Genomic DNA, 26,023 nt, shown 5'->3' with positions numbered 1-26,023 from the left:
ACCCTGCGTAGCGCCTCGCAAAGTGGTTGGCGGGCAAAAGCACGACAACATCAGGATTGTGATAAAATGCCCAGCTTCTGGTGAAATCCAACAGGAAAGAATCATGATGAGTCTGGCGGGTAAAAAAATTGTCCTCGGCGTAAGCGGCGGCATCGCAGCCTATAAAGCGCCTGAGCTGGTGCGCCGTTTGCGCGATCGCGGCGCGGAAGTCCGCGTCGCAATGACCGAGGCCGCCAAAGCCTTTATTACGCCAATGAGCCTGCAGGCCGTGTCCGGGCACCCGGTTTCCGACAGCCTGTTGGATCCTGCGGCAGAAGCGGCAATGGGCCATATTGAACTGGGGAAATGGGCTGATTTGGTGATCCTGGCACCCGCGACCGCCGACTTACTCGCCCGCGTTGCCGCCGGGATGGCCAACGACCTGGTCTCTACTATTTGCCTTGCTACGCCATCGCCCGTCGCGGTGGTGCCAGCCATGAACCAGCAGATGTATCGCGCCGCCGCTACTCAGCATAATTTGCAAGTGCTTGCCTCGCGCGGGCTACTGTTGTGGGGACCAGACAGCGGCAGTCAGGCCTGCGGAGATGTTGGCCCCGGCCGGATGCTGGATCCGCTGACGATTGTCGATCTGGCGGCCGCACATTTCTCGCCTGTCAAAGATCTGCAACATCTGAACATCATGATTACCGCCGGTCCAACGCGTGAACCGCTGGATCCAGTGCGCTATATCACCAATCTCAGCTCCGGGAAGATGGGCTTCGCCATCGCCGCTGCCGCCGCCAGCCGTGGCGCGAAGGTGACGCTGGTTTCCGGCCCGGTTTCATTGCCTACACCGGCTTTCGTACAACGTGTGGATGTCACCACCGCGCTGGAGATGGAAGCCGCTGTGCAAAAAGGCGTGCAACAGCAGCATATTTTTATCGGCTGCGCCGCCGTTGCGGATTATCGTGCCGCGAGCATTGCTGAAGAAAAGATCAAAAAGCAAGGCGATGAAATCACGATAAAAATGATAAAAAACCCGGATATTGTAGCGGGTGTCGCCGCGCTCTCCACCAACCGGCCTTATGTCGTTGGGTTTGCCGCCGAAACAAATAATGTGGAAGAATATGCCCGGCAAAAACGCGCCCGCAAAAACCTCGATTTAATTTGCGCTAACGATGTTTCGCAATCCGATCAAGGCTTTAATAGCGACAGCAACGCATTACACCTTTTCTGGCAGGAGGGCGACAAACGCTTACCGCTGGAACGCAAGGAACTTCTGGGACACCTATTACTGGACGAGATCGTTACCCGTTATGATGAAAAAAATCGACGTTAAGATTCTGGACCCGCGCGTTGGCAACGAATTCCCGCTGCCGACATACGCCACCTCCGGTTCCGCCGGACTTGACCTGCGCGCCTGTCTCGACGCCGCAATTGAGCTGGCTCCGGGCGCGACAACGTTGCTGCCGACTGGTCTGGCAATCCATATTGCCGACCCGGCGCTGGCTGCAGTTATCCTGCCACGTTCAGGACTGGGTCATAAACATGGCGTAGTGCTGGGCAACCTGGTCGGGCTGATCGACTCGGATTATCAGGGCCAGTTGATGGTTTCCGTATGGAACCGCGGACACGACAGCTTTACTATCGTCCCCGGCGAACGTATTGCGCAGATGGTATTTGTACCCGTGGTGCAGGCGGAATTTAACCTGGTGGAAGACTTCGATGCGACCGAGCGCGGCGAAGGCGGCTTCGGCCATTCTGGCCGCCAGTAACGGTCTTTTTTAACGCATCACACTGCGAAATAACGCGATAACATCACCGCAAACGCGCAACGTTTGCGGTCGCTGTGTGGCTGCTCGCCTGACGAGTGCTTATTTTTCAGGGGTATTTTAGAACATGGCAGAAAAACAAACTGCGAAAAGGAATCGTCGCGAAGAAATACTTCAGTCTCTGGCGCTGATGCTGGAATCCAGCGATGGAAGCCAACGCATCACCACAGCGAAACTGGCGGCGTCCGTCGGCGTTTCTGAAGCCGCGCTGTATCGTCATTTTCCCAGTAAAACGCGCATGTTCGATAGTCTGATTGAGTTTATCGAAGATAGCCTGATTACTCGCATCAACCTGATTTTGAAGGATGAGAAAGACACAACGGCGCGCCTGCGTTTGATCGTGCTGCTGATTCTGGGGTTCGGCGAGCGCAATCCAGGTCTGACGCGCATCATGACCGGTCACGCGCTGATGTTTGAACAGGACCGTCTGCAAGGGCGTATCAACCAGCTGTTTGAGCGCATTGAAGCGCAGTTACGCCAGGTTCTGCGCGAGCGCAAAATGCGTGAAGGCGAAGGGTTCACTCACGATGAAACCCTGCTGGCGAGCCAGCTACTGGCCTTTTGCGAAGGCATGCTATCGCGCTATGTGCGTAGCGAATTTAAATACAGTCCGACCGATGACTTTGAGACCCGCTGGCCGTTGTTAGCCGCGCAATTGCAATAATCTCTCCATGCAGCCCCGTGTGGCTGCATTCTCATTTCCCCACTCTCTGTGAAAAAGCCCAACGGAATTCGTTGAGATGCCAGATGTCGCCGCATCTAACATTTCCTAACCTCCCTCTGGCAAGACAATTCCACTTAACGCAAATCATCTTAAAAATACCCTACAAATAAGGAGAGACCGGATGGCAACATCTCGTCGGGAACTGCTAAAACTCAGTGGTATCGCCACCGCGTCGTTACTACTCAGCCACAAAAGCCTCGCAGCCTGGGCCCCCTCCCCCCGCTACCCGGATCCCAGCATCGTCGCGCTGGACGACAGCTTCCGCGACTATATGGTCTCCAGTGCCAAAGTCGAGCAACTCGCTACCGGCTGCCGCTGGGCGGAAGGCCCCGTCTGGTTCGGCGATACCCGTATGTTGCTGTGGAGCGATATTCCTAACAACGCGGTGATGCGCTGGGACGAAGCAACCGGCGAGACCAGCCTCTTTCGCAAGCCCGCAAATAACGCCAACGGACACGCCCGCGACAGGCAAGGCAGGCTAATCAGCTGTGAACATGATACCCGCCGCATCACGCGAACCGAGTACGACGGCACAATCACTGTGCTGGCAGACAATTTTGAAGGAAAACCGCTGAACTCCCCCAACGATATCGCCGTGAAGTCAGATGGTTCCATCTGGTTTACCGATCCGCCATTCGGCATTGCCGGGTTCTATGAAGGGCATAAAGCCGAGTCGCAACTGCCGCAGAATGTTTATCGTCTCGATCCGGAGACACGCAAGCTGGAAGTTGTGCTGGGAGATGTCAAAGGCCCGAACGGGATCTGCTTCTCTGCCGACCAAAAAACGCTGTATGTAGTGGAGAGCCGCGCCACGCCTAATCGTTTAATTCTGGCATGGGATGTGGTGGGTAATCAGCTAAAAAATAAACGGGTGCATATCGACTGCGACAACGGAACAGCGGACGGTATCGCCATTGATGTACATGGCAACTTGTGGTGCGGCTGGGGTATGGGCACGGAAGAGCTGGACGGCGTACGCATCTTCAACCCGCAAGGCAAGGCGATTGGCATGATCCATCTGCCGGAACGCTGCGCAAATCTCTGTTTTGGTGGCGAACAACGTAACCGCCTGTTTATGGCCGCCAGCACCTCGATCTATTCACTGTATGTAAATACGCAAGGCGCGAAGCTGCTGTAACACTGACCCGGCAGGCAACCTGCCGGGCAGAGATTTAAACGCCGTACTGCTCGCGATAAGCGCGAACAGCAGCCAGGTGATCGGCCATTTCCGGCTTCTCTTCCAGATAGGCAATCAACTCTTTCAGCGTGATGATGGCGATCACTTTGCAGCCATAGTCCCGTTCAACTTCCTGGATCGCGGAGATATCCGCGCGGCCACGCTCCTGACGATCCAGCGAAATCAGCACGCCCGCCAGCGTCGCCCCGTTAGCCTGGATAATTTCCATCGACTCACGAATAGCGGTGCCTGCGGTGATCACGTCGTCCACCAGCATGACACGCCCCTGCAACGCGCTGCCAACCAGATTACCGCCTTCGCCGTGATCTTTGGCCTCTTTGCGGTTAAAGCAGTAAGGTACATCGCGCTCATGATGTTCCGCCAGCGCGACAGCGGTAGTGGTGGCGATTGGGATCCCTTTGTAAGCCGGGCCAAACAACAGGTCGAAATCAATGCCGGAATCCACCAGCGCTTCGGCGTAAAAACGCCCTAACAACGCCAGATCGCGCCCGGTATTAAATAGCCCGGCGTTGAAGAAATAGGGGCTTTTACGCCCGGATTTCAGCGTAAATTCGCCAAACTTGAGTACCTGTTTGTTAAGCGCAAATTCAATAAACTGACGCTGGTACGCTTTCATGGATCCGCTCCTCATCTCACTTTTCTACAGACAAAAAAAAGGGCGACATCGTCGCCCTTAGTAACTAGTTTGCCAGCGCCGCTTTCTGCGTCGCGATAATCGATTCGATTCCCCCTCTGGCCAATGCCAGCAGGGTAAGTAACTCTTCGTGGGAGAAGGGCTCGCCTTCTGCCGTACCCTGAACCTCAATCATGCGGCCATCTTCGGTCATCACCACATTCATATCGGTTTCGGCTGCGGAGTCTTCTACGTATTCAAGGTCACACACCGCTTCACCGTTCACGATGCCCACAGAAACTGCGGCAACCATGCCCTTCAGCGGGTTGGTTTTCAGCTTCCCGGCAGCAACCAGTTTGTTCAGCGCATCAGCCAGCGCAACACACGCACCGGTAATTGACGCGGTACGGGTACCACCATCAGCCTGAATAACATCGCAGTCGAGGGTAATAGTGAATTCGCCGAGCGCGTTTAAATCGACCGCAGCGCGCAGCGCGCGGGCAATCAGGCGCTGAATTTCCATCGTGCGGCCGCCCTGTTTACCCTTTGCCGCTTCACGCGCATTACGGGTATGAGTGGAACGCGGCAACATGCCATATTCAGCTGTGATCCAGCCCTGGCCCTGACCTTTCAGAAAACGCGGAACGCCTTCTTCAATAGAGGCGGTGCACAGCACTTTGGTATCACCAAATTCAACCAGCACGGAGCCTTCTGCGTGTTTTGTGTAATTACGGGTCAGGGTAACGGGACGCACCTGAGTGGCGCTACGGCCTGCTGGACGCATGATGATTTCTCCGGCTATTCGAATGTGGCTGCGCATTATACTGGCTTACCGTGGTTATTCCTATCCTGATAAGGCCACGAAAGCTATAATCCCCGCATCTCTCTTTAAAAACGGGAACGTCTATGATCCGCAGTATGACCGCCTACGCCCGGCGTGAAATCAAGGGTGAATGGGGCTCTGCCTCCTGGGAACTGCGCTCGGTTAACCAGCGTTATCTGGAAACTTACTTCCGTCTGCCAGAGCAATTCCGCAGCCTTGAGCCGGTTGTGCGCGAACGTCTCCGTACCCGCCTGACGCGCGGAAAAGTTGAATGCAATCTGCGTTTTGAGCCAGACGCCAGCGCGCAAGGCGAGTTGATCCTTAATGAGAAACTGGCTAAGCAACTGGTTAACGCAGCGAACTGGGTCAAAATGCAGAGCGACGAAGGGGAAATCAATCCGGTTGATATTCTGCGCTGGCCTGGCGTAATGGCGGCTCAGGAACAGGATCTGGACGCTATCGCCGCACAAATTCTCGCTGCGCTGGATAGCGCGCTGGATGATTTCATTGTCGCCCGCGAAACCGAAGGCCAGGCATTGAAGTTGCTGATCGAACAACGCCTTGAAGGTGTGAGCGCCGAAGTCACCAAAGTCCGCGGGCATATGCCGGAAATCCTGCAATGGCAGCGCGAGCGCCTGGTCTCCAAACTGGAAGAAGCGCAGGTGCAGCTTGAGAATAACCGTCTTGAGCAGGAACTGGTGCTGATGGCGCAACGTATCGACGTGGCCGAAGAGCTGGATCGTCTCGACGCTCACGTCAAAGAGACCTACAACATTCTGAAGAAGAAAGAAGCTGTTGGCCGTCGACTCGACTTTATGATGCAGGAGTTCAACCGTGAGTCGAACACCCTGGCGTCCAAGTCTATTAACGCAGACGTCACCAATTCAGCCATCGAGCTGAAAGTGCTGATCGAACAGATGCGCGAGCAGATTCAGAACATCGAGTAAATTCTCTCAAAGTCCATATCAATCCATAAGCCCATGTTAAATGGGCTTTTTGCTCTACTCGTCTCATCTGGCAGTTTATAACCCTATCCTCCACACCGATTCTTCATCAGGATAGGGTAACTCACTGTCAGGACGGTTCAGGCTTTCATCAAAGCAGGAGAACCGGGGAAATTTGGAAATGGGCGTGGCTTGTATCTGAAAGTCCAACCAAAGTGTGAGCCTTACTGGATGCTTCGATACACAATCCACTCTACAAGACGAGATCTGCTTGCTTCACTGTCAGTTCCTCTGCACGTAGCAGGGCGGTGTTTCAACCACAAACTGAAAGGTGTAGAAGGGATCTATAACAGGCATGATTACTTTGATGAAAGAAAGAAGCCTTAAAAAGGGTTGCTACGAGAATGATATTTATTAATGAGCGTTACGATTAATCTCCCTTCTCTTTTAGCAGTTGCTTACTTTGACATGCGTCGCAACATAGATCGCATCCTGATAAAGAATCCAGCCTAAACGCTCAGACAAAAAATGTTAAGAAAAGTACTGATTGCAGTATTAAAATATAACTGTATAGTAGTTGTACATTTGACTGAAAGGGATTTGTTTCAAATGAATGGAATCGATAGTAAATTGATAATCTTCACCACAAAAAAAAGATTTAATGACATAAATGCCGATGATATGCAGAGCGGCGATATTGATGCTGATACACTAAAAAAGCATTATCATCTCGGACAAGTATCAACACTTATAGACTGGACAACTTTTTGTCCTTCCTATAAACATCCCTCACTAAGCTCAATACCTGCCGTAAGTAGAGAAAAAGCCATTGCCATGTTATATGATGAGTTAAGATCTCAATCCCATGTATTTTCTTTCCAGGGTCCATACCAGGGTTTGATCAAAGATCTGTTCAATCATATGCAACGGAATAATGGAAGAGATTACCAACATCCAGCAATGAATAATGCGTACAAAAATCTCATTTTGACTGACAACTCCCCTAATAGTACTTTAGCCATCATTAAAAAAGCTATCGAGCAATTTGATTTTAGAAAATCAAAACTGATAAAAGAGCATTTTTCAAACGATTTATATAATAGTTTTTTACCAAAATACACAAGATGGAAAGATTGGGTCAATGGAATGGGCATAGCCGTTCATGGTATAAACAGTACAGAAATTTCCATTGAAAGTCTCATCCTTCAAGGAAATAGGTATACTGCGGTTGTAAAATACAGAGCACAAGATCATTTTGGGTTAGACAGAGAAGATATATTGAAACCCCAATTCAATTCGATTGCTTTTTTTAGGATATGGTTTGTCCTTCAGCGGGCAAAACATTTAGCTCAAAAACCATTTTTCACAAATTTTGAAGCCACTATAACATTGACAGGAGAAAACAATGTTTAATTATAAAAGGATTGGAGCAATTACAATTATTTTAATCATTGCATACTGCATATGGATTGCCGTCAGACCAACAAAAATAGTCAGGGTGAATAATGGTGTAGTTTTTGTAGAACATTTACCAATGACAACAGAAGGAAAATTAAAATGGTGGATAAAAAATAAGGACTTCCTTCAGAAGGAGTATCACGTTATCAATACACCATATAACTTCACAGTTACCATCATGAGCTTCGATGGTTATGAACAATTACCCAAAGGAACAAGGGATGGTTCTCTCGATGATTATACTTGCTTTGATGATACGAATGGCAAACATGAAAAATGTGTGTATAACAATATAGCAATAGTTGTTCGAGGCAATCTTAATAGTAAACAATTCATAAATATAAACGGTGAAACTTATATCCAGACACAAGATGGTAAAGTAGTTTTAGAATAAAATCTTTAGTCATTATGTTGTTATGCATTTAATTATAAAAAATAATCTGTCGTATAAAATACAGATTATTTAAAATTATATCATCCAGATTGGCTCTAAAAACAATAAACATTTCCGTTTGTAAGATGAGTTGAAATCCAGAGGCTGCGACTCCCCTATTTGCCTTCCCAAATCGACGTGGATATGCTGCTGTAAACGTTACCGCAGGTGATGGCTCCCGAGGAGTAGAACTGACGTTTATTAGCATAATTACTTTTGTCAGGCTAAAAACCACAAACCCGGCCACACCCCCTCTATAGATAAAAGAAATTTATCTTTAAAATCATTTAATTAAATAAATTCCATTTTTACATTCGCATTAGTAAAAGTTATCCAACACGCCATATGTGAGAAAATCTCAATCGTCGTCTTCCATACGAGCCGCTACCCTGCCGCCTCTGAATCACGGAGGCGATATGCTGTTACACACTCTTTATCTTATTGGCATTACCGCCGAAGCCATGACAGGTGCACTGGCGGCAGGCCGCCGCCGGATGGATACCTTTGGCGTTATTATTATTGCCACCGCCACTGCACTTGGCGGCGGCTCGGTCCGCGATATCCTGCTTGGCCATTATCCGCTTGGCTGGGTTAAGCATCCCGAATATGTCATTATTGTCGCCGTTGCCGCAGTTCTGACCACCATTTTTGCTCCGGTAATGCCGCATCTTCGTCGCCTGTTTCTGATCCTTGATGCTCTCGGATTGGTGGTGTTCTCCATCATCGGAGCACAAATCGCACTGGATATGGGCGAAGGTCCGGTGATTGCAACTATTGCGGCCGTGGTTACTGGCGTATTTGGTGGTGTATTACGCGATATGTTCTGTAAACGTATTCCCCTGGTATTTCAAAAAGAACTTTATGCCGGAATCGCCTTTGCCTCAGCCGTGCTCTATCTCGCCCTTGGCCATTATATTTCCAACCATGATACGGTCGTGATCACCACACTCCTGTTCGGCTTCACCGCCCGCCTACTGGCAATCCGCTGGAAATTGGGACTGCCGGTATTCCATTACAAACACAACGCTCACTGAAACGCCTTCACGCCTTGCTTGCCCAGCCATAACGTCAATTGTTCAACCACTGGCGTCCGAACAAAGGTGATAAGCTGCCGGGCTTTTTGTGCACCAATGGCGGGTAACTGCTGCCATGCAAGTTCATCACGTGCGCGTACTTGCCGCCAGTGTGTGTCACTCGTCGCTTTTAACGCCGCCTGCGGCAACGGCGTGCCGAGCGCATTCAGCCAGCGAGTAAACGGCCTGTCGCGCGCTAACGAAAACCGATGCCAGAGTTGCAGGCCTCGCGCAGCAGAGAAACCCGGCGTCGCCTGCAATTGCGCCTTCGTCAGCGCCAGCCAGGAAAATATGTGCTCGAAACGATGTGCCTGATGCAATGCACGCCAGCCTTCTTCTCCCACGCCGTCAATGCCGAGCGCTTTTGGCGACCCAAGCCAAACCAGTCGGGCAATAAATTGCTCGTAGCACTCAGGTGAGGCATAAAAACAGGTAAGTGGCGTAAATCGTGCATCCGGCGGCGTGGGCTTTTCCCGTTCCACTCCACGCCAGACCACGCGATTGATCCGCGGGATACCCTGTCCGGCAAGGCTGACAGAAACCTGATCTCCCGGAGCGATATCCAACACCTGCCATTTTCGGATGGAGCCAATATTCACTCGCCGAACACGTTTATCATCCAGTTGCACCGGCTCAAGCTGCGCCACCACCGAAATCTTACCGGTACGGCCTGTAGTGAACTGGATCGCGTTGACCCCGGTAACCTGCTCAACCGGCTCGTATTTCCAGGCCGCAACCCAGTGCCCGTCTCCGGGCAACCACGTGTTTCCTGTCGGTTCCATCGCCGTACGGACTACGACGCCATCGGTTACAAACGGCAACGGTGATGTGTACCAACTGGCGCGTAAACGCTCCACATCCTGCACATTATCTACCGCCACGCTGTAACGCTGTACCCATTCAAACCCCGCTTTGCTAAGTAACTCAACCTTTCGGGAAAATGTTGCCGGGCCATCCGGCCAGGCCCAAACGAAAAACGCCAGCTCAGACAGAAGAGGCGTGTCGCGGCGGCTCATCATCGCCCCTGCCACCTTTGCCCTGGCGTTGAGCCCTCCCATACGTTTTTGAATGTGATCATCGCGGCGTAGAAACAACTCCCCTTGCAAAATACTATTCGCCAACAAACCGGTTACCGTTTTGGGAATCGACGGAATAGCACGCACTTTTTCTGTCCAGTCCTCTCCTGCCAGGCCATCACCACGGCTGATGGCTTGCACCAGCTTGCCATGCCGGTATACCAGCGTGACCGCCACACCATCCACTTTCGGCTGAACCCAGAGATCCTTCTTTCCTGCCATCCATTGCTGTAGCGCATGTTTATCGGCCAGTTTGCGCACCCCGGTATGCGCCACCGGATGTTTCACATTACCGCCAGGCAATGTCGATACACTGCCTACGGCATGCAGATCAAAGCAACGCTGCCATTGCGTTAAGCGCATGCTGAGCCGGTCATACACATCATCACTCACGCCGCTCTCGCCCTGCGCCCAATAGTCGTTGTTCCACTGAGCAAGTTGTTGTTGCAGTCGGCTGACCTCTTCTTGCGCCCGCACTGGCGACCAGACCGGGCAGGTCGCCTGAGTGAACACACTCCACAGCAACAGACACATTGCGGCTCCGGCTTTTCTCCACATCATGATTTCTCCCTTGTGATAGCGCAGCCGTTATAGCGTTGCCGGGATGGCTCTTTCGAGCAGGAAAAAGGGAGATTGCGAGGACGGTTCAGGGAATTCATCGTGACAATGAAAATTTGCAGACAAATCAGGAAAGCAGTATGGAAAACGTCAAACTCAGCGGGAAAAAGTGTGACAAAAGCTACGTCACATAGCAGCGATGTGTATAATAGGCACGTATGTAAGTTTCCTTTCGCAATTCACATACAAAAGACTCTCATGGCTCAAGGCACGCTCTATATTGTTTCCGCCCCCAGCGGCGCGGGTAAATCAAGCCTCATCCAGGCTTTGTTGAAAACCCAACCGTTATACGACACGCAAGTTTCTGTTTCGCATACGACGCGCGCGCCGCGCCCGGGCGAAGTGCACGGTGAACACTATTTCTTTGTTAATCATGACGAGTTTAAGGCCATGATTAATGACGACGCGTTTCTTGAGCATGCCGAGGTGTTTGGCAATTACTACGGCACCTCCCGCGCGACCATTGAGCAAGTGCTGTCCACCGGCGTGGATGTGTTTCTCGATATCGACTGGCAGGGCGCGCAACAAATTCGCACCCGAATGCCGCAGGCACGTAGCATCTTTATTCTACCGCCGTCGAAAGTGGAGCTGGATCGTCGCCTGCGTGGGCGTGGTCAGGACAGCGAAGAGGTAATCGCGAAACGTATGGCGCTGGCAGTTGCGGAAATGAGTCATTACGCAGAATATGATTACCTTATTGTGAATGATGATTTCGATACCGCCTTGGGCGATTTGAAAACCATTATTCGCGCTGAACGTCTGCGCATGAGCCGCCAGAAGCAGCGACATGACGCTTTAATCAGCAAACTATTGGCAGACTGAGCCTGGTTTAAGTATCATGCCCAGTCATTTCTTCACCTGTGGAGCATTTTAAGTATGGCACGCGTAACTGTTCAGGACGCTGTAGAGAAAATTGGTAACCGTTTTGACCTGGTGCTGGTCGCCGCGCGTCGCGCTCGTCAGATGCAGGTTGGCGGCAAAGATCCGCTGGTACCGGAAGAAAACGATAAAACTACCGTTATCGCGCTGCGCGAAATCGAAGAAGGTCTGATCAACAACCAGATCCTCGACGTACGTGAGCGCCAGGAGCAGCAAGAGCAGGAAGCCGCAGAACTGCAGGCCGTCACCGCCATTGCTGAAGGTCGCCGTTAATTAATCCTGCAGCAGGTCACCCTTGTATCTGTTTGAAAGCCTGAATCAGCTGATTCAAAACTATCTGCCTGAAGACCAAATCAAACGTCTCAGGCAGGCGTATCTCGTTGCACGTGACGCTCACGAGGGCCAGACACGTTCAAGCGGTGAACCTTATATCACGCACCCGGTAGCGGTAGCCTGTATTCTGGCTGAGATGAAACTCGACCACGAAACACTCATGGCCGCGCTACTGCATGATGTGATTGAAGATACCCCAGCCACTTACCAGGATATGGAACAGCTGTTTGGCAAAAGCGTTGCCGAACTGGTGGAAGGGGTATCCAAACTTGATAAGCTCAAGTTTCAGGATAAGAAAGAAGCGCAGGCCGAAAACTTTCGTAAGATGATCATGGCGATGGTGCAGGACATCCGCGTCATTCTGATCAAACTTGCCGACCGCACGCACAACATGCGCACGCTGGGTTCACTTCGCCCGGATAAACGTCGCCGCATTGCCCGTGAAACCCTCGAAATCTACAGTCCGCTGGCACACCGTTTAGGTATTCATCACATTAAGACCGAGCTTGAAGAGCTGGGTTTTGAAGCGTTGTACCCAAACCGTTACCGTGTCATCAAAGAAGTGGTGAAAGCCGCGCGCGGCAACCGCAAAGAGATGATTCAAAAAATCCTCTCAGAAATCGAAGGGCGTTTACAGGAAGCGGGCATTCCCTGCCGCGTGAGCGGGCGTGAAAAACACCTTTACTCCATCTACTGCAAGATGGTGCTGAAAGAGCAGCGTTTTCACTCCATCATGGATATCTACGCGTTTCGCGTCATCGTTCATGATCTGGATACCTGCTATCGCGTACTCGGTCAGATGCACAGCTTGTATAAGCCGCGCCCGGGCCGCGTTAAAGACTACATCGCCATTCCAAAGGCAAACGGCTATCAGTCGCTGCACACCTCGATGATTGGTCCGCACGGCGTACCGGTTGAGGTGCAGATCCGCACGGAAGATATGGATCAGATGGCAGAGATGGGGGTCGCCGCACACTGGGCATATAAAGAGCACGGTGAAAGCAGCACCACGGCGCAAATTCGCGCCCAGCGTTGGATGCAAAGCCTGCTGGAGCTACAGCAGAGCGCCGGTAGCTCGTTTGAATTTATCGAGAGCGTTAAATCTGATCTCTTCCCCGATGAGATTTATGTTTTCACCCCGGAAGGCCGCATCGTTGAACTGCCCGCGGGCGCTACGCCAGTGGACTTTGCCTATGCCGTGCATACCGATATCGGCCATGCCTGCGTGGGTGCGCGTGTCGACCGCCAGCCTTACCCGCTGTCGCAGTCGCTCTCCAGCGGCCAGACGGTAGAAATTATCACCGCACCGGGTGCCCGCCCGAACGCCGCATGGCTGAACTTTGTCGTCAGCTCGAAAGCGCGAGCCAAAATCCGCCAGATGTTGAAAAACCTCAAGCGCGATGATTCCGTCAGTCTCGGTCGTCGTCTGCTCAACCATGCATTAGGCGGAAGCCGCAAACTGGCGGAAATCCCACCGGAGCATATTCAGCGCGAGCTGGACCGCATGAAGCTGGCGGCGCTGGACGATCTGCTGGCGGAAATCGGTCTCGGCAACGCCATGAGCGTCGTGGTGGCGAAAAACCTGCAGCAAGGGGAAGCAGTGCAAGCCGTACAAACCCCTGCCGGTACGGGCAACAATGGCGGCCATCTGCCGATTAAAGGCGCCGATGGTGTGCTGATCACCTTCGCCAAATGCTGTCGCCCGATCCCTGGCGACCCGATTGTCGCTCACGTCAGCCCCGGTAAAGGGCTGGTTATCCACCATGAGTCCTGCCGTAATATTCGGGGTTATCAAAAAGAAGCCGAGAAATTTATGGCCGTGGAGTGGGACAAAGAGACCGCCCAGGAATTTATCACCGAGATCAAGGTGGATATGTTCAACCATCAGGGAGCACTGGCTAACCTGACGGCCGCCATCAATACGGCCTCTTCCAATATTCAGAGCCTGAATACGGAAGAGAAAGATGGTCGTGTATACAGTGCTTTCATCCGTCTCACGGCGCGCGATCGCGTCCACCTGGCGAATATCATGCGTAAGATCCGCGTGATGCCAGACGTGATTAAAGTCACCCGTAACCGAAACTGATTTTATGAATTCTCAGCGTTATGCGCGTATCCGCGAGATGCTTGCCAGGCGTCAGCCTGATCTGACCGTCTGCATGGAGCAGGTTCACAAACCTCATAACGTCTCCGCAATTATCCGCACGGCGGACGCCGTCGGTGTGCATGAAGTTCACGCCGTCTGGCCGGGCAATCGCATGCGCACCATGGCCTCTTCCGCTGCGGGCAGTAATAGCTGGGTAGAAGTGAAAACGCACCGCACCATCAGCGACGCCGTGGGCGAACTGAAAGCACGCGGTATGCAGATCCTCGCCACTCATCTGTCTGACAACGCTGTCGACTTTCGCGAGATCGATTACACCCGCCCGACCTGCATTCTGATGGGGCAGGAAAAAACCGGGATCACCCAGCAAGCGCTGGATCTGGCGGATCGGGACATTATCATCCCGATGATCGGTATGGTGCAGTCGTTGAACGTCTCCGTGGCTTCTGCATTGATTTTGTACGAAGCTCAACGCCAGCGGCAAAACGCGGGCATGTACCAGCGTGAAAACAGTATGCTGCCGGATGCAGAGCAGCAGCGCCTGCTGTTCGAGGGGGGTTACCCGGTGCTGGCGAAAGTCGCAAAACGCAAAGGCCTGCCTTACCCTCACGTCAATACCGAAGGGCAAATCGAAGCCGACCCGACATGGTGGGCCACCATGCAGGCTGCAGGGTAACCGCATGAAAGGCCGCCTGCTCGACGCTATTCCGCTCAACACGCTGGCCGGCGTTGGCGCAGCGCAGAGCAGCAAACTGGCAAAAATCGGCCTGCACACCGTGCAGGATCTCCTGCTTCACCTGCCGTTGCGCTATGAAGATCGCACCCACCTTTACCCCATTGCCGACCTGCTGCCGGGCGTTTACGCCACGGTGGAAGGCGAAGTGTTGAATTGCAACATCACCTTTGGCGGGCGTCGGATGATGACCTGCCAAATCAGCGACGGCTCCGGCATCCTCACCATGCGCTTTTTTAACTTCAACGCGGCGATGAAAAACAGCCTCGCCACCGGCCGTCGTGTGCTGGCCTACGGTGAAGCGAAACGCGGGAAGTACGGCGCCGAGATGATCCATCCGGAGTACCGCATTCAGGGCGATCTCAGCACACCGGATTTACAGGAAACCCTGACACCGGTGTATCCGACCACCGAAGGTGTGAAACAGGCAACCTTGCGCAAATTGACCGATCAGGCGCTGGACCTCCTGGCGACCTGTGCCATCAGCGAACTGCTGCCGCCAGAGCTGGCGCAGGGCATGATGAGCCTGCCGGACGCCCTGCGCACGCTGCACCGCCCGCCGCCAACCCTTCAGCTAAGCGACCTCGAAAGCGGGCAGCACCCGGCGCAAAAACGTTTAATTCTCGAAGAGTTGCTGGCTCACAACCTGAGCATGCTGGCGCTACGAGCCGGAGCACAGCGCTACCATGCGCAACCGCTCATCGCCAACGATGCGCTAAAACAGCGTCTGCTGGCATCATTACCGTTTAAACCCACTGGCGCACAGGATCGCGTCGTGGCGGAAATCGAGCGCGACATGGCGCAGGATATACCTATGATGCGCCTTGTGCAGGGCGATGTCGGCTCCGGTAAAACATTGGTTGCCGCGCTCGCGGCCTTACGCGCCATCGCCAATGGAAAACAAGTGGCGATGATGGCCCCGACCGAACTGCTGGCTGAGCAGCACGCGAATAACTTCCGCAACTGGTTTGCCCCACTCGGCGTGGAAGTGGGCTGGTTGGCGGGCAAACAGAAAGGCAAAGCGCGGCAAGCACAGCAGGAGGCGATTGCCAGCGGTCAGGTGCAGATGATTGTCGGTACCCACGCTATTTTCCAGGAGCAGGTGCAGTTTAACGGCCTTGCGCTGGTGATCATTGATGAACAACACCGCTTTGGCGTTCATCAGCGTCTGGCGCTGTGGGAGAAGGGTCAACAACAGGGTTTTCACCCGCATCAGTTGATCATGACCGCCACGCCCATTCCGCGAACGCTGGCAATGACAGCCTATGCCGATCTGGATACCTCCGTCATCGACGAATTACCGCCGGGGCGTACGCCGGTCACCACCGTCGCCATTCCGGATACCCGCCGTAACGACATTATCGATCGCGTGCGCAACGCCTGCACCGATGAAGGTCGCCAGGCGTACTGGGTCTGTACACTGATTGAAGAGTCTGATCTACTGGAAGCGCAAGCGGCGGAAGCCACCTGGGAAGAACTGAAACTGGCGCTACCGGAGCTGCATGTGGGCCTAGTGCACGGGCGAATGAAGCCCGCCGAAAAACAGGCCGTTATGCAGGCCTTCAAGCAAGGCGAACTGCATTTGCTGGTCGCCACCACGGTGATTGAAGTGGGTGTGGACGTGCCCAACTCCAGCCTGATGATCATTGAAAACCCGGAGCGTCTCGGCCTTGCGCAACTCCACCAGTTGCGTGGCCGCGTCGGGCGTGGTGCGGTGGCCTCGCACTGTGTGCTGCTGTATAAATCCCCGCTGTCCAAAACCGCGCAAAAACGCCTGCAGGTATTACGTGACAGCAACGACGGCTTTGTGATTGCGCAAAAAGATCTGGAAATTCGCGGCCCCGGCGAGCTGCTTGGCACCCGCCAGACCGGCAATGCCGAATTCAAAGTCGCCGATCTGCTGCGTGACCAGGCGATGATCCCTGAAGTGCAACGTACTGCCCGCCATATTCATGAGCGCTACCCGCAGCTGGCGGAAGCCCTGATCGACCGTTGGATGCCGGAAACAGAACGCTACTCCAACGCCTGAGTTTTAGAACCTTATCCCGTAAAAAGAACACCCCTTAGAAAAGTATGTTTTTAGCAAAGCAACCGTTTGCTTTTACCAAACAGTCCGATAAAATCACCGCTTTTCCATCCAGGGGATTGCTTGAGATGTCCGTAAACACCATCGAGTCAGAAAGTGCGCAACCGGTTGCGCAGACTCAACCCAGCGAACTGATCTACCGCCTTGAAGACCGCCCTCCGCTGGCGCAGACGCTGTTTGCCGCGCTGCAGCATTTGCTGGCGATGTTTGTCGGCGTTATCACGCCCGCGCTGCTTATCTGCCAGGCGCTGGGTTTACCGGCTCAGGACACTCAGCACATCATCAGCATGTCGCTGTTCGCCTCTGGCGTGGCTTCCATTATCCAGATCAAAGCCTGGGGGCCGGTGGGTTCTGGCCTGTTGTCGATTCAGGGCACCAGCTTTAACTTTGTGGCGCCGCTGATTATGGGGGGTACCGCACTGAAAACCGGTGGTGCGGATGTGCCGACGATGATGGCTGCACTGTTCGGCACTCTAATGCTGGCAAGCTGCACCGAAATGGTTATCTCCCGAATTCTGCCGCTGGCGCGCCGTATTATCACCCCGCTGGTCTCCGGTGTGGTGGTGATGATTATCGGCCTGTCGCTGATTCAGGTTGGTTTGACCTCCGTGGGCGGCGGTTTTGCCGCAATGGGCAACCACACCTTCGGCGCACCGAAGAACCTGCTGCTGGCCGGCGTGGTGCTGGCAATCATTATTCTGCTAAACCGCCAGCGTAATCCTTACCTGCGTATCGCCTCTCTGGTGATTGCTATGGCGGTCGGTTACGTGCTGGCGATGTTTATGGGTATGCTGCCAGCCTACAATGCCCCGGCGGACGCCTTTATGGTGCCAACACCGCTCTACTACGGCCTGAGCATTGACTGGAATCTGCTGCTGCCGCTGATGTTGGTGTTTATGATCACCTCGCTGGAAACCATCGGCGATATCACCGCCACGTCCGACGTTTCTGAGCAGCCGGTTGCCGGCCCGGTCTATATGAAGCGCCTGAAAGGCGGCGTCCTGGCTAACGGCCTCAACTCCTTCGTCTCGGCGGTGTTTAACACCTTCCCGAACTCCTGTTTCGGTCAGAACAACGGCGTGATCCAGTTGACCGGCGTCGCCAGCCGCTACATCGGCTTCTTTGTCGCGCTGATGCTGATTGTGCTGGGTCTGTTCCCGGCGGTGAGTGCGTTTGTGCAGCAACTGCCTGAGCCGGTCCTCGGTGGCGCAACGCTGGTGATGTTCGGAACCATTGCGGCGTCTGGCGTGCGTATTGTCTCCCGCGAACCGCTGAACCGCCGTGCGATCATGATAATTGCGCTGTCACTGGCAGTCGGCCTTGGCGTCTCCCAACAGCCGCAGATCCTGCAATTTGCGCCGGATTGGCTGAAAAACCTGCTCTCTTCCGGCATCGCCGCAGGGGGTATCACGGCGATTGTATTGAATCTGATTTTTCCGCCAGAGAAAAACTGATGCATGCTGCGGCAACGGGGCCAAACCGTTGCCGCAGTCACTTCCTTTCATCATTCCGCCCTTGAGCATTGCGCATAAATCGTGCATAACTGCCTGACTGACACGTTGGGGATGGAAGATGATGAAATTTCTTGGAAAGCTGCTCCTTGTTGTCGCTATCGTCTTGTTACTGGCGATGCTGGCTGTCTATTTCTTGTTGCAAACCCGCTGGGGCGCAACACAGGTTAGCCAGTGGGTCAGCAACAACAGCGACTATCATCTGACGTTCGATGTGATGGATCATCGCTTCTCTTCCCCGTCCCATGTGCTGCTGAAAAACGTTAACTTTGGTCACAAAGGCAAACCCGCCACGCTGGTCGCTAAAACCGTCGATATCGATCTCAGTAGCCGCCAGCTTACCGATCCGCTGCATGTAGACACCATTCTGTTGCAGGACGGCACGCTTAATCTCTTCCCCGCTGCCGCGCCGTTGCCTTTCCAGGCCGATCGTCTGCAACTGAGCAATATGGCGTTTAACAGCCCGGCCACTGGCTGGGATCTGAGTGCGCAACGGGTCACCGGCGGTGTTGCGCCGTGGCAACCGGTCGCAGGCAATGTGCTCGGCAGCAAAACGCAGATCCAGATGAGCGCCGGATCATTGATGTTAAACGGCGTTCCCGCCAGCAACGTTCTCATTCAGGGCAGTATTGATAAAGATGTGGTCACGCTGACCACCATTGGCGCGGATATGGCGCGCGGTTCGCTGACGGGTGATGCGCAACGCAATGCCGACGGCAGTTGGGTAGTGAATAACCTGCGGCTGAACGATATCCGCCTGCAAAGCGACAAATCCCTGCTCGATTTCTTTAATCCGCTGACCACGCTGCCGTCACTGAAAATTGGCCGCGTTGAGGTGACGGATGCGCGCCTGCAAGGGCCGGAATGGGCGGTTACCGACCTCGATCTGAGCTTGCGCAACCTGACGCTGGAAGGCGGCGACTGGAAAAGCGAAGACGGCAGACTGTCGATGAACGCCACCGAGTTTATTTACGGTTCGCTGCATCTGTTCGATCCGATCCTTAACGCCACTTTCTCGCCGCAGGGCATTGCGCTGCAGCAGTTCACCTCACGCTGGGAAAACGGCATGGTGCGCACCTCCGGTAACTGGTATCGCGCCGGGCACGCACTGGTGCTGGACGACGCCGCCTTTGCCGGGCTGGAATACACCTTGCCGGCAAACTGGAAACAGGTCTGGATGGATGAATTGCCAACATGGCTGAACAGCGTGACGTTGAAGAAATTCAGCGCCAGCCGCAATCTGGTGATTGATATCGACCCGGGCTTCCCGTGGCAACTCACTGCGCTGGATGGCTATGGGGATAACCTGCAACTGGCGCGCGAACGCAAATGGGGAGTCTGGGGTGGCAGCGCAAAACTGAACGCCGCCGCCGCAACGTTTAATCGCGTTGATGTGCGCCGCCCGTCGCTGGCGTTAAACGCGAACAGCAGCACGGTGAATATCAGCGAACTTAGCGCTTTTACCGGCCAGGGCTTACTGGAAGCCACCGCCGTGGTTTCGCAAACGCCGGAACGCAGCGTCAACCTCAGTCTGCGCGGGCGCGGCGTGCCGGTGAATGTGTTGCAGGAGTGGGGCTGGCCAGCGCTGCCGATAAATGGTGATGGTAACCTGCAACTGACCGCCAGCGGCAACGTCAACGCAAATGCGCCGCTGAAACCGACGGTGAATGGCGAGTTGCAGGTGATAAATGTCCAGAAACAGCAGCTAAAACAAAGTATGCATGGCGGTGTCGTTTCCGGTGGTGTGGTTGCCCCTCCAACTGAGTCTGCGCCATCACCCTCACCCCAGCCCTCTCCCTGAAAGGGAGAGGGAGAAAACCCGCACTGACTTTATCCCCCAGGTCCCTTTGGGGAGAGGATCTGAGAGAGGAAAACCGCACCAGTCTTCTCCCCTCCCCCCTTTGAGGAGAGCGTCAGGGGGAGGGGAAAACCGTACCAGTCTTCTCCCCTCACTCCTTTGGGGAGAGGGTCAGGGGGAGGGGGAGGGGAAAACTGCACCGGCCTTATCCCCTCGCCCCTCTGGGGAGAGGGTCAGGGTGAGGGGAAAACCGCACCAGTCTTATCCCCTCACTCCTTTGGGGAGAGGGTCAGGGGGAGGGGGTCAGGGGGAGAGGAAAACCGCACCAGTCTTCTCCCCTCGCCCCTCTGGGGAGAGGGTCAGGGTGAGGGGAAAAACGCACCGGCCTTATCTCTTCGCCCCTTTAGGAAGAGGGTCTGAGAGCGGAAAACCGCACCAGCCTTATCCCCTCGCCCCTCTGGGGAGAGGGTCAGGGTGAGGGGGAACTCACAGCGTAATCCGAATCTCCTCACTCTGCGGCGCTATCACCACACCTTGTTCGCTGCCCGACTGCGTAGCCCCCTGCACCCCGGCAATGTGTGTGATATTGCGCAGGCACAGCGTCCAGTTGCGGGCTTCGCCTTCAGCCTGCACGCTAATCACGCCGTTTTCACGTTTCGCCCGCAGGCGGAAAATCACCGCGCCGCTCGCATCCGGTACTTCGCACAGCGCTTCACGCCCCTCATCCAGCGCAAACAGCTGGAAGGCGGTGTTTTCATGCCAGGCGTAATCCGGGCGCTGATCGTTGCTGCCCAGCGCCAGTAGGGTATTGTCACGCACATAGACCGGCAGGCTCATCACGTCGTGGCGCTGTTGATGCCAGCGACTGCCGTTCAGGACATCGTTATGCCACAGGTGCGTCCAGCGCCCTTCCGGCAGATAAAACTGCACATCTCCCGCTTCGCTGAACACCGGTGCCACCAGCAGCGCCTCGCCCAACATGTACTGGCGGTCGAGGTAATCGCAGGCGGGATCGGTCGGGAACGAAAGCATCATGGCACGCATCATCGGTGTACCGCATTCATGCGCCAGCGCCGCCTGACGGTAAAGGTACGGCATCAGGCGGCATTTCAGTTGCGTAAAGTGGCGCACCACATCGCAGGACTCTTCATCGTAAGCCCACGGCACGCGGTAAGATTTGCTGCCATGCAAGCGACTGTGGCTGGAGAGCAGACCGAACGCGCACCAGCGTTTGTAGACATGCGCAGGTGCGGTATTTTCGAAGCCGCCAATGTCGTGGCTCCAGAAACCAAAACCAGACAGACCAATAGAGAGCCCACCACGCAGGCTTTCCGCCATCGATTCATAGTTGGCGTAACAGTCGCCGCCCCAGTGCACCGGGAACTGCTGCGCGCCAACGGAGGCCGAACGGGCAAACAGTACCAATTCCCGCTCGCCCACCGTCTCTTTCATCGCCTTCCACACCAGTTCGTTGTAAATATAGGCGTAGTGGTTGTGCATCTTCTCTGGGCACGCGCCGTTATGCCACACCACATCGGTCGGGATGCGCTCGCCAAAGTCGGTCTTGAAACAGTCGACCCCCATCGCCATCAGGCCTTTGAGTTTATCGGCGTACCACTGGCAGGCTTCCGGGTTGGTGAAGTCGTAAATGGCCAGCCCCGGTTGCCATTTGTCCCACTGCCATAGCGAACCATCGGCGCGTTTCAGCAAGTAGCCTTTCTCTTTCAGCTCACGGAACACCGGGGACTTCTGGCCGATATAGGGGTTGATCCAGACGCAGATTTTCAGCCCGCGCGCTTTCAGGCGTTTGATCATGCCTTCCGGGTCCGGGAAGGTCACCGGATCCCATTCAAAATCGCACCACTGGAACGCCTTCATCCAGAAGCAGTCGAAATGGAACACATGCAGCGGCAACTGGCGCTCCGCCATGCCATCGATAAAACGATTGACCGTCGCTTCGTCATAATTGGTAGTAAACGAAGTGGTCAGCCACAGGCCGAAAGACCAGGCCGGGGGCAGCGCCGGGCGGCCGGTAAATTGCGTATAGCGGTTCAGCACCGCCTGCGGCGTCGGGCCATCAATGACAAAGTACTCGAGATACTCCCCTTCCACGCTGAACTGCACTTTGGAGACCTTCTCGGAGCCGACTTCAAACTCCACGGCCTGCGGGTGATTCACCAGCACGCCGTAGCCCCGGTTCGTCAGGTAGAACGGGATATTCTTATAGGACTGTTCGGTGCTGGTACCGCCATCGCGGTTCCAGGTTTCCACCGTCTGGCCGTTACGCACCAGCGCGGTAAAACGCTCACCGAGACCATACACCGTCTCGCCAACACCAAGGTCCAGCCGCTCGAACATGTAATTACGCCCGCGGTTGTTATCCTGCACATAGCCGTTGTTCTTCACCTGGCTGCCGGTAATGCGCACGCCGTCACGCAGAAAGTCGAGCGCCCAGTTGTCACCTTTCCCCACCCGCACGCTCAGCGCGCCGCTTTGTAGCTCTGCAAAATCGCCGGTGTTGCGCAGCGCAACATCCACATGCAGCGATGGGTTCAGCGGGAAGTGCGGGCCGTTATCCACCGCGCCCTGAAAGTGCTCAATGCGTACGCCAATAATGCCTTCCTGCGGCGAGAAAAAGCGCAGCGTAAACAGCGGTGTGTCCAGTTGCCATGTGCGTTCGCGCACATCGCGCGGCGCGGCATACACCACCATCTCATTGCCCTGCTGTTCAACGTCGAACACCTGAATGGGCTGGATTAATGTCAGACCCGGCTGGATCAGCCAGTTGCCATCACTGATTTTCATGCATGACTCCTTACAGTAATTCTTCCCGGGGAGAGGCGTTGCCATGGCCTTGTGGATCGCGGCGTTCGCCACGCGCCAGTTGCGCCATAATCGATGTCAGGAATGGCGTTTTGAGGGTGTAGAAGCGTTTGGCAATAAAGGCGCTCAATAAGTAGCAGAGCGCCGGAACCAGCGTGAACAGCGCAATGATGATGCTAATCGTGGCATTGTTCTGGCTCTGCGCTGCCGCGTTGTAACCGCCGCCCGCCAGCGCCCAGCCGATCAATGCGCCGCCCAGCGCCAACCCAAGTTTCAGCACAAACAGCGTGCCCGCAAAACTGATGCCGGTAAGCCGTTTGCCGTTGCACCATTCGCCATAATCCACGGTGTCGGACATCATCACCCATTGGATGGGAGTGACCAGTTGGTGAAGCACGCCGATAACGAAGATGAAGATAAACATGGTGACGCTGGCTTCGATCGGCACGAAGAACATGGCGACGCTGAGCACGGTGAGCGCGGCGTTGGTCCACCAGAAGATGGTGACTTTGCATTTCCAGTCGGTGAGCGGCTTGGCCAGCGCGCTGCCAATCAGGTTGCCGACACAGTAAGTGGTGAGGAAGGCGGTGAAGATGGCGGCATCGCCCATGATCCAGGTGACGTAATACATCATTGCCCCACCGCGCACGCACACGGCCAGGATGTTGAGGATGGTGAGCAAACCGACGATGCGCCACTGGTCGTTTTGCCAGATGTCGCGCAAATCTTCTCGCATGGAGGTGGTGCTCGGCGGTGCCTGGATACGCTCTTTGGTGGTGAAGAAGCAGAATGCCAGCATCATAAAGGCGACCACCGAGAGCACCGCAATACCGCCCTGGAAGCCGAAGACTTTATCTTCCCCGCCAATCAGTTTGACCAATGGCATCATCAGCACGGTGGAGAGCATGCCGCCCGCAGTTGCCAGCACAAAGCGCCAGGATTGCAGCGAAATACGCTGTTGCGGGTCGTTAGTGATGACTCCGCCCAATGCGCAGTACGGAATGTTTACCACGGTGTAAAGCAGGGTGAGTAACGTATAGGTTACAGCGGCATATATCATCTTGCCGCTGACGCTGAGATCCGGTGTGCTGTATGCCAATACGCAGACCACGCCGAACGGCAGTGCGCCGAAGAGGATCCACGGGCGAAACTTACCCCAGCGGCTGCGCGTGCGGTCGGCAATCAACCCCATACAGGGATCGGAAATGGCGTCCAGCGCGCGCGCCAGCAGGAACATGGTGCCAACGAAACCGGCGGGAATACCGAAGATATCGGTATAGAAAAACATCATGTACAGCATCACGTTATCAAAAACGATATGGCTGGCGGCATCGCCCATCCCGTAGCCAATCTTTTCTTTCACAGAAATAATCTGACTGTCCATTTTTGTTTCCTTAACGCCTGAAAAGTAAGCGGAGAGCGGTCTCAGTGGTTGTAAACGATCGTTTTTCAGGCGGGTATTCCGTTTTCTGGTTATCAGATTACGTTTATTCTTTTCTGTGATCGTGGTTACTTTCGCAGCAAGAAAAAGCTAACCATCGGAAAATGTGAGGTTTTATCTGAAACGTGGATTTGAAGCGGCAGCACAACGAGAAAATTTATGGCCAGGGTATGTGGTAAATGCATGAAAGTAGCTATAATGCGCCCCGCCTCCATGTAGCAATGCAGGCGCGGAAGGTCGTCATCTCCGGTGAGGTGGCTGGACTTCAAATCCAGTTGGGGCCGCCAGCGGTCCCGGGCAGGTTCGACTCCTGTGATCTTCCGCCAAAATGTCTGCCATCACGCCTTCTGAATAAATCTAAAAACGCTTTCTTTTCAAATCCTACACTCGTAATAGTCTTATAACCCGATTCAATGTCGGCCATAACCCGCGCACCGCGACGGCAAAAAAGCAAGTGCCGGAATGCTGGTGAAGAAGAATTGAACACCAGAACGGGTGCTGTCGCTGTTGGAAGGGTGAGCCGGAGAAGAGGGATAATTAATTTCTCACCGCAGGATGCGGTTAATGTAAGACAACGACCATGAGCCAAAAACATATCGAAATCAGTAAATTTCTGAGTTACCTGTTACGTCACCATCCGGAAGCAGCAGGCTTATCATTAGATAAAGCGGGCTGGGCACCGATCGCAGAACTGATCCGTTGCGTCAACAATTCGGGTTATGAGCTCAACCATGAACTGCTCCAGACTATCGTTGCCGGGAGCGACAAAAAACGTTTCACGATCTCTGAAGACGGGTTATTGATTCGCGCGGCGCAAGGTCATTCAACACCAGACGTGAAAATTGCTTACCAGGAAAAAACGCCGCCTGATGTTCTGTTTCATGGCACGGCCAGCCGATTTTTATCGTCCATCAGAGAACAGGGCATTATTTCAAAAGACCGTCAGCACGTTCATTTATCTCAGGATGCGGCAACAGCCATACAGGTGGGCCAGCGTCACGGGAAACCCGTTGTCCTCACAATCAATGCCCGCGCCATGTTCGAACAAGGCTTTACGTTCTATCAGGCCGATAATGGCGTCTGGCTGTCGAACACAATTCCGTGGGAATTTATTCAGGAATGAGGAAAGCGGATCGGCACCTCCAACCAGCTTAAGTTTCTTACGACGATTACCCCATGGTTTATTGACTTTTATCCAGGCACTGGCCTGCCCCACACAGCCTATTTTCATAGGCGTACCGATTTAACTTTCTTGCACCAGTCGAGGGTAGTTTGTTGTTTTTCAATGCATCTGCTGCCCCATCATAGAAGGTCTTATCTGGGGATGCCTCAACCCTGTTTGATGTCGACCAAACCCTACACTCCTCCTGAGCTCAAACTATAGGGAAGGTTCATCTACCGGAGTGGAGCAGTTCAATTACCAGCCACGGTAGTCAATGAAACCTGTCGGTACTTCCCCCCATGTTAAATCTGATTAAATACATCCAAATATTACCAATAAAATCAATCAGTTATTAATTGTCGCACTAATGTAATGCCGTGTG

The 26,023-nt window shown here is 54.1% G+C and carries 21 protein-coding genes, 1 tRNA gene and 1 pseudogene; 18 read left to right on the top strand and 5 right to left on the bottom strand.

Features of this window, described 5'->3' with window-relative positions:
* The first annotated feature begins 106 nt into the window (after positions 1 to 106).
* From coaBC to O9K67_RS00550, 4 genes are all read left to right on the top strand, one after another.
* Entirely contained in the window at positions 107 to 1,318 is a 1,212-nt protein-coding gene (gene coaBC / locus O9K67_RS00565) for a bifunctional phosphopantothenoylcysteine decarboxylase/phosphopantothenate--cysteine ligase CoaBC (protein WP_148654730.1), read from the top strand.
* Positions 1,296 to 1,754, top strand: coding sequence for a dUTP diphosphatase (gene dut / locus O9K67_RS00560; protein WP_061492498.1), 459 nt, complete (start codon positions 1,296 to 1,298; stop codon positions 1,752 to 1,754). Before coaBC ends, dut begins: the two co-directional genes overlap by 23 nt.
* Positions 1,755 to 1,878: 124 nt before the next feature.
* Positions 1,879 to 2,475: a nucleoid occlusion factor SlmA gene (gene slmA, locus O9K67_RS00555; RefSeq protein ID WP_061492497.1), complete on the top strand. Its 597-nt coding sequence runs from the start codon at positions 1,879 to 1,881 to the stop codon at positions 2,473 to 2,475.
* Positions 2,476 to 2,656: 181 nt separating this feature from the next.
* Positions 2,657 to 3,673, top strand: coding sequence for an SMP-30/gluconolactonase/LRE family protein (locus O9K67_RS00550; protein ID WP_082794118.1), 1,017 nt, complete (start codon positions 2,657 to 2,659; stop codon positions 3,671 to 3,673).
* A 34-nt stretch (positions 3,674 to 3,707) separates the two neighbouring features.
* Here the strand turns inward: O9K67_RS00550 and pyrE are convergent, their stop codons facing one another.
* Together pyrE and rph are read right to left on the bottom strand one after the other, a co-directional pair.
* Positions 3,708 to 4,349: an orotate phosphoribosyltransferase gene (gene pyrE / locus O9K67_RS00545; RefSeq protein ID WP_061492496.1), complete on the bottom strand. Its 642-nt coding sequence runs from the start codon at positions 4,347 to 4,349 to the stop codon at positions 3,708 to 3,710.
* A gap of 64 nt (positions 4,350 to 4,413) precedes the next feature.
* The gene (rph, locus tag O9K67_RS00540) at positions 4,414 to 5,130 is read right to left on the bottom strand and encodes a ribonuclease PH (RefSeq protein WP_061492495.1); all 717 of its coding nucleotides are present in this window, start codon (positions 5,128 to 5,130) and stop codon (positions 4,414 to 4,416) included.
* Between the two features lie 122 nt (positions 5,131 to 5,252).
* Here rph and O9K67_RS00535 point away from each other — a divergent pair, with 122 nt between their 5' ends.
* The 5 genes and pseudogenes from O9K67_RS00535 (at position 5,253) to O9K67_RS00515 (ending at position 9,038) form a co-directional block, all read left to right on the top strand.
* Entirely contained in the window at positions 5,253 to 6,116 is an 864-nt protein-coding gene (locus O9K67_RS00535; RefSeq protein ID WP_061492494.1) for a YicC/YloC family endoribonuclease, read from the top strand.
* Positions 6,117 to 6,335: 219 nt separating this feature from the next.
* Positions 6,336 to 6,500: pseudogene (locus tag O9K67_RS00530) on the top strand (tyrosine-type recombinase/integrase); the annotation flags it as partial.
* A 222-nt stretch (positions 6,501 to 6,722) separates the two neighbouring features.
* Entirely contained in the window at positions 6,723 to 7,526 is an 804-nt protein-coding gene (locus tag O9K67_RS00525; protein ID WP_071889824.1) for a DUF3289 family protein, read from the top strand.
* The gene (locus O9K67_RS00520; RefSeq protein WP_061492493.1) at positions 7,519 to 7,965 is read left to right on the top strand and encodes a DUF943 family protein; all 447 of its coding nucleotides are present in this window, start codon (positions 7,519 to 7,521) and stop codon (positions 7,963 to 7,965) included. The genes O9K67_RS00525 and O9K67_RS00520 overlap by 8 nt, the downstream gene beginning before the upstream one ends.
* A gap of 455 nt (positions 7,966 to 8,420) precedes the next feature.
* The gene (locus O9K67_RS00515) at positions 8,421 to 9,038 is read left to right on the top strand and encodes a trimeric intracellular cation channel family protein (protein WP_061492492.1); all 618 of its coding nucleotides are present in this window, start codon (positions 8,421 to 8,423) and stop codon (positions 9,036 to 9,038) included.
* Here the strand turns inward: O9K67_RS00515 and ligB are convergent.
* Positions 9,032 to 10,711, bottom strand: coding sequence for an NAD-dependent DNA ligase LigB (ligB, locus tag O9K67_RS00510; RefSeq protein WP_148654729.1), 1,680 nt, complete (start codon positions 10,709 to 10,711; stop codon positions 9,032 to 9,034). The two genes, O9K67_RS00515 and ligB, sit on opposite strands and share 7 nt — an antisense overlap.
* Positions 10,712 to 10,969: 258 nt before the next feature.
* Here ligB and gmk point away from each other — a divergent pair, with 258 nt between their 5' ends.
* The 7 genes from gmk to O9K67_RS00475 all read left to right on the top strand — a co-directional run bounded on the left by gmk (position 10,970) and on the right by O9K67_RS00475 (position 20,218).
* Complete coding sequence (gmk, locus tag O9K67_RS00505) at positions 10,970 to 11,593, top strand: guanylate kinase (protein ID WP_061492490.1); 624 nt, start codon at positions 10,970 to 10,972, stop codon at positions 11,591 to 11,593.
* A gap of 54 nt (positions 11,594 to 11,647) precedes the next feature.
* On the top strand, positions 11,648 to 11,923 hold the full coding sequence (gene rpoZ / locus O9K67_RS00500) for a DNA-directed RNA polymerase subunit omega (RefSeq protein WP_000135058.1): 276 nt from the start codon (positions 11,648 to 11,650) through the stop codon (positions 11,921 to 11,923).
* 22 nt (positions 11,924 to 11,945) lie between these two features.
* Positions 11,946 to 14,069, top strand: a complete 2,124-nt coding sequence (spoT, locus tag O9K67_RS00495; RefSeq protein WP_061492489.1) for a bifunctional GTP diphosphokinase/guanosine-3',5'-bis pyrophosphate 3'-pyrophosphohydrolase — start codon at positions 11,946 to 11,948, stop codon at positions 14,067 to 14,069.
* A gap of 4 nt (positions 14,070 to 14,073) precedes the next feature.
* Positions 14,074 to 14,763 carry a tRNA (guanosine(18)-2'-O)-methyltransferase TrmH gene (gene trmH, locus O9K67_RS00490; RefSeq protein WP_061492488.1) on the top strand — a complete coding sequence of 230 codons (690 nt, stop codon included), beginning with the start codon at positions 14,074 to 14,076 and terminating at the stop codon, positions 14,761 to 14,763.
* 4 nt (positions 14,764 to 14,767) lie between these two features.
* Positions 14,768 to 16,849 carry an ATP-dependent DNA helicase RecG gene (gene recG, locus O9K67_RS00485; protein WP_061492487.1) on the top strand — a complete coding sequence of 694 codons (2,082 nt, stop codon included), beginning with the start codon at positions 14,768 to 14,770 and terminating at the stop codon, positions 16,847 to 16,849.
* A gap of 125 nt (positions 16,850 to 16,974) precedes the next feature.
* Positions 16,975 to 18,360: a nucleobase:cation symporter-2 family protein gene (locus O9K67_RS00480; protein WP_061492486.1), complete on the top strand. Its 1,386-nt coding sequence runs from the start codon at positions 16,975 to 16,977 to the stop codon at positions 18,358 to 18,360.
* 121 nt (positions 18,361 to 18,481) lie between these two features.
* Positions 18,482 to 20,218 carry an AsmA family protein gene (locus O9K67_RS00475; RefSeq protein WP_061492485.1) on the top strand — a complete coding sequence of 579 codons (1,737 nt, stop codon included), beginning with the start codon at positions 18,482 to 18,484 and terminating at the stop codon, positions 20,216 to 20,218.
* Positions 20,219 to 20,701: 483 nt separating this feature from the next.
* Here the strand turns inward: O9K67_RS00475 and yicI are convergent, their stop codons facing one another.
* Together yicI and O9K67_RS00465 are read right to left on the bottom strand one after the other, a co-directional pair.
* Positions 20,702 to 23,020: an alpha-xylosidase gene (gene yicI / locus O9K67_RS00470; protein WP_061492484.1), complete on the bottom strand. Its 2,319-nt coding sequence runs from the start codon at positions 23,018 to 23,020 to the stop codon at positions 20,702 to 20,704.
* A gap of 10 nt (positions 23,021 to 23,030) precedes the next feature.
* Entirely contained in the window at positions 23,031 to 24,422 is a 1,392-nt protein-coding gene (locus O9K67_RS00465) for a glycoside-pentoside-hexuronide family transporter (RefSeq protein WP_061492483.1), read from the bottom strand.
* A 288-nt stretch (positions 24,423 to 24,710) separates the two neighbouring features.
* Between O9K67_RS00465 and O9K67_RS00460 the strand changes: the two genes are divergently transcribed.
* A tRNA-Sec gene (locus O9K67_RS00460) sits at positions 24,711 to 24,805 on the top strand.
* A 254-nt stretch (positions 24,806 to 25,059) separates the two neighbouring features.
* Positions 25,060 to 25,602: an RNA 2'-phosphotransferase gene (locus O9K67_RS00455; protein WP_061492482.1), complete on the top strand. Its 543-nt coding sequence runs from the start codon at positions 25,060 to 25,062 to the stop codon at positions 25,600 to 25,602.
* Positions 25,603 to 26,023 lie beyond the last annotated feature (421 nt).

The sequence above is a fragment of the Kosakonia oryzendophytica genome (assembly GCF_027886705.1).
Taxonomy (GTDB): domain Bacteria; phylum Pseudomonadota; class Gammaproteobacteria; order Enterobacterales; family Enterobacteriaceae; genus Kosakonia; species Kosakonia oryzendophytica.
Note: the sequence above shows the minus strand (reverse complement) of the source record. Positions and strands in the feature narration are given on the sequence as shown.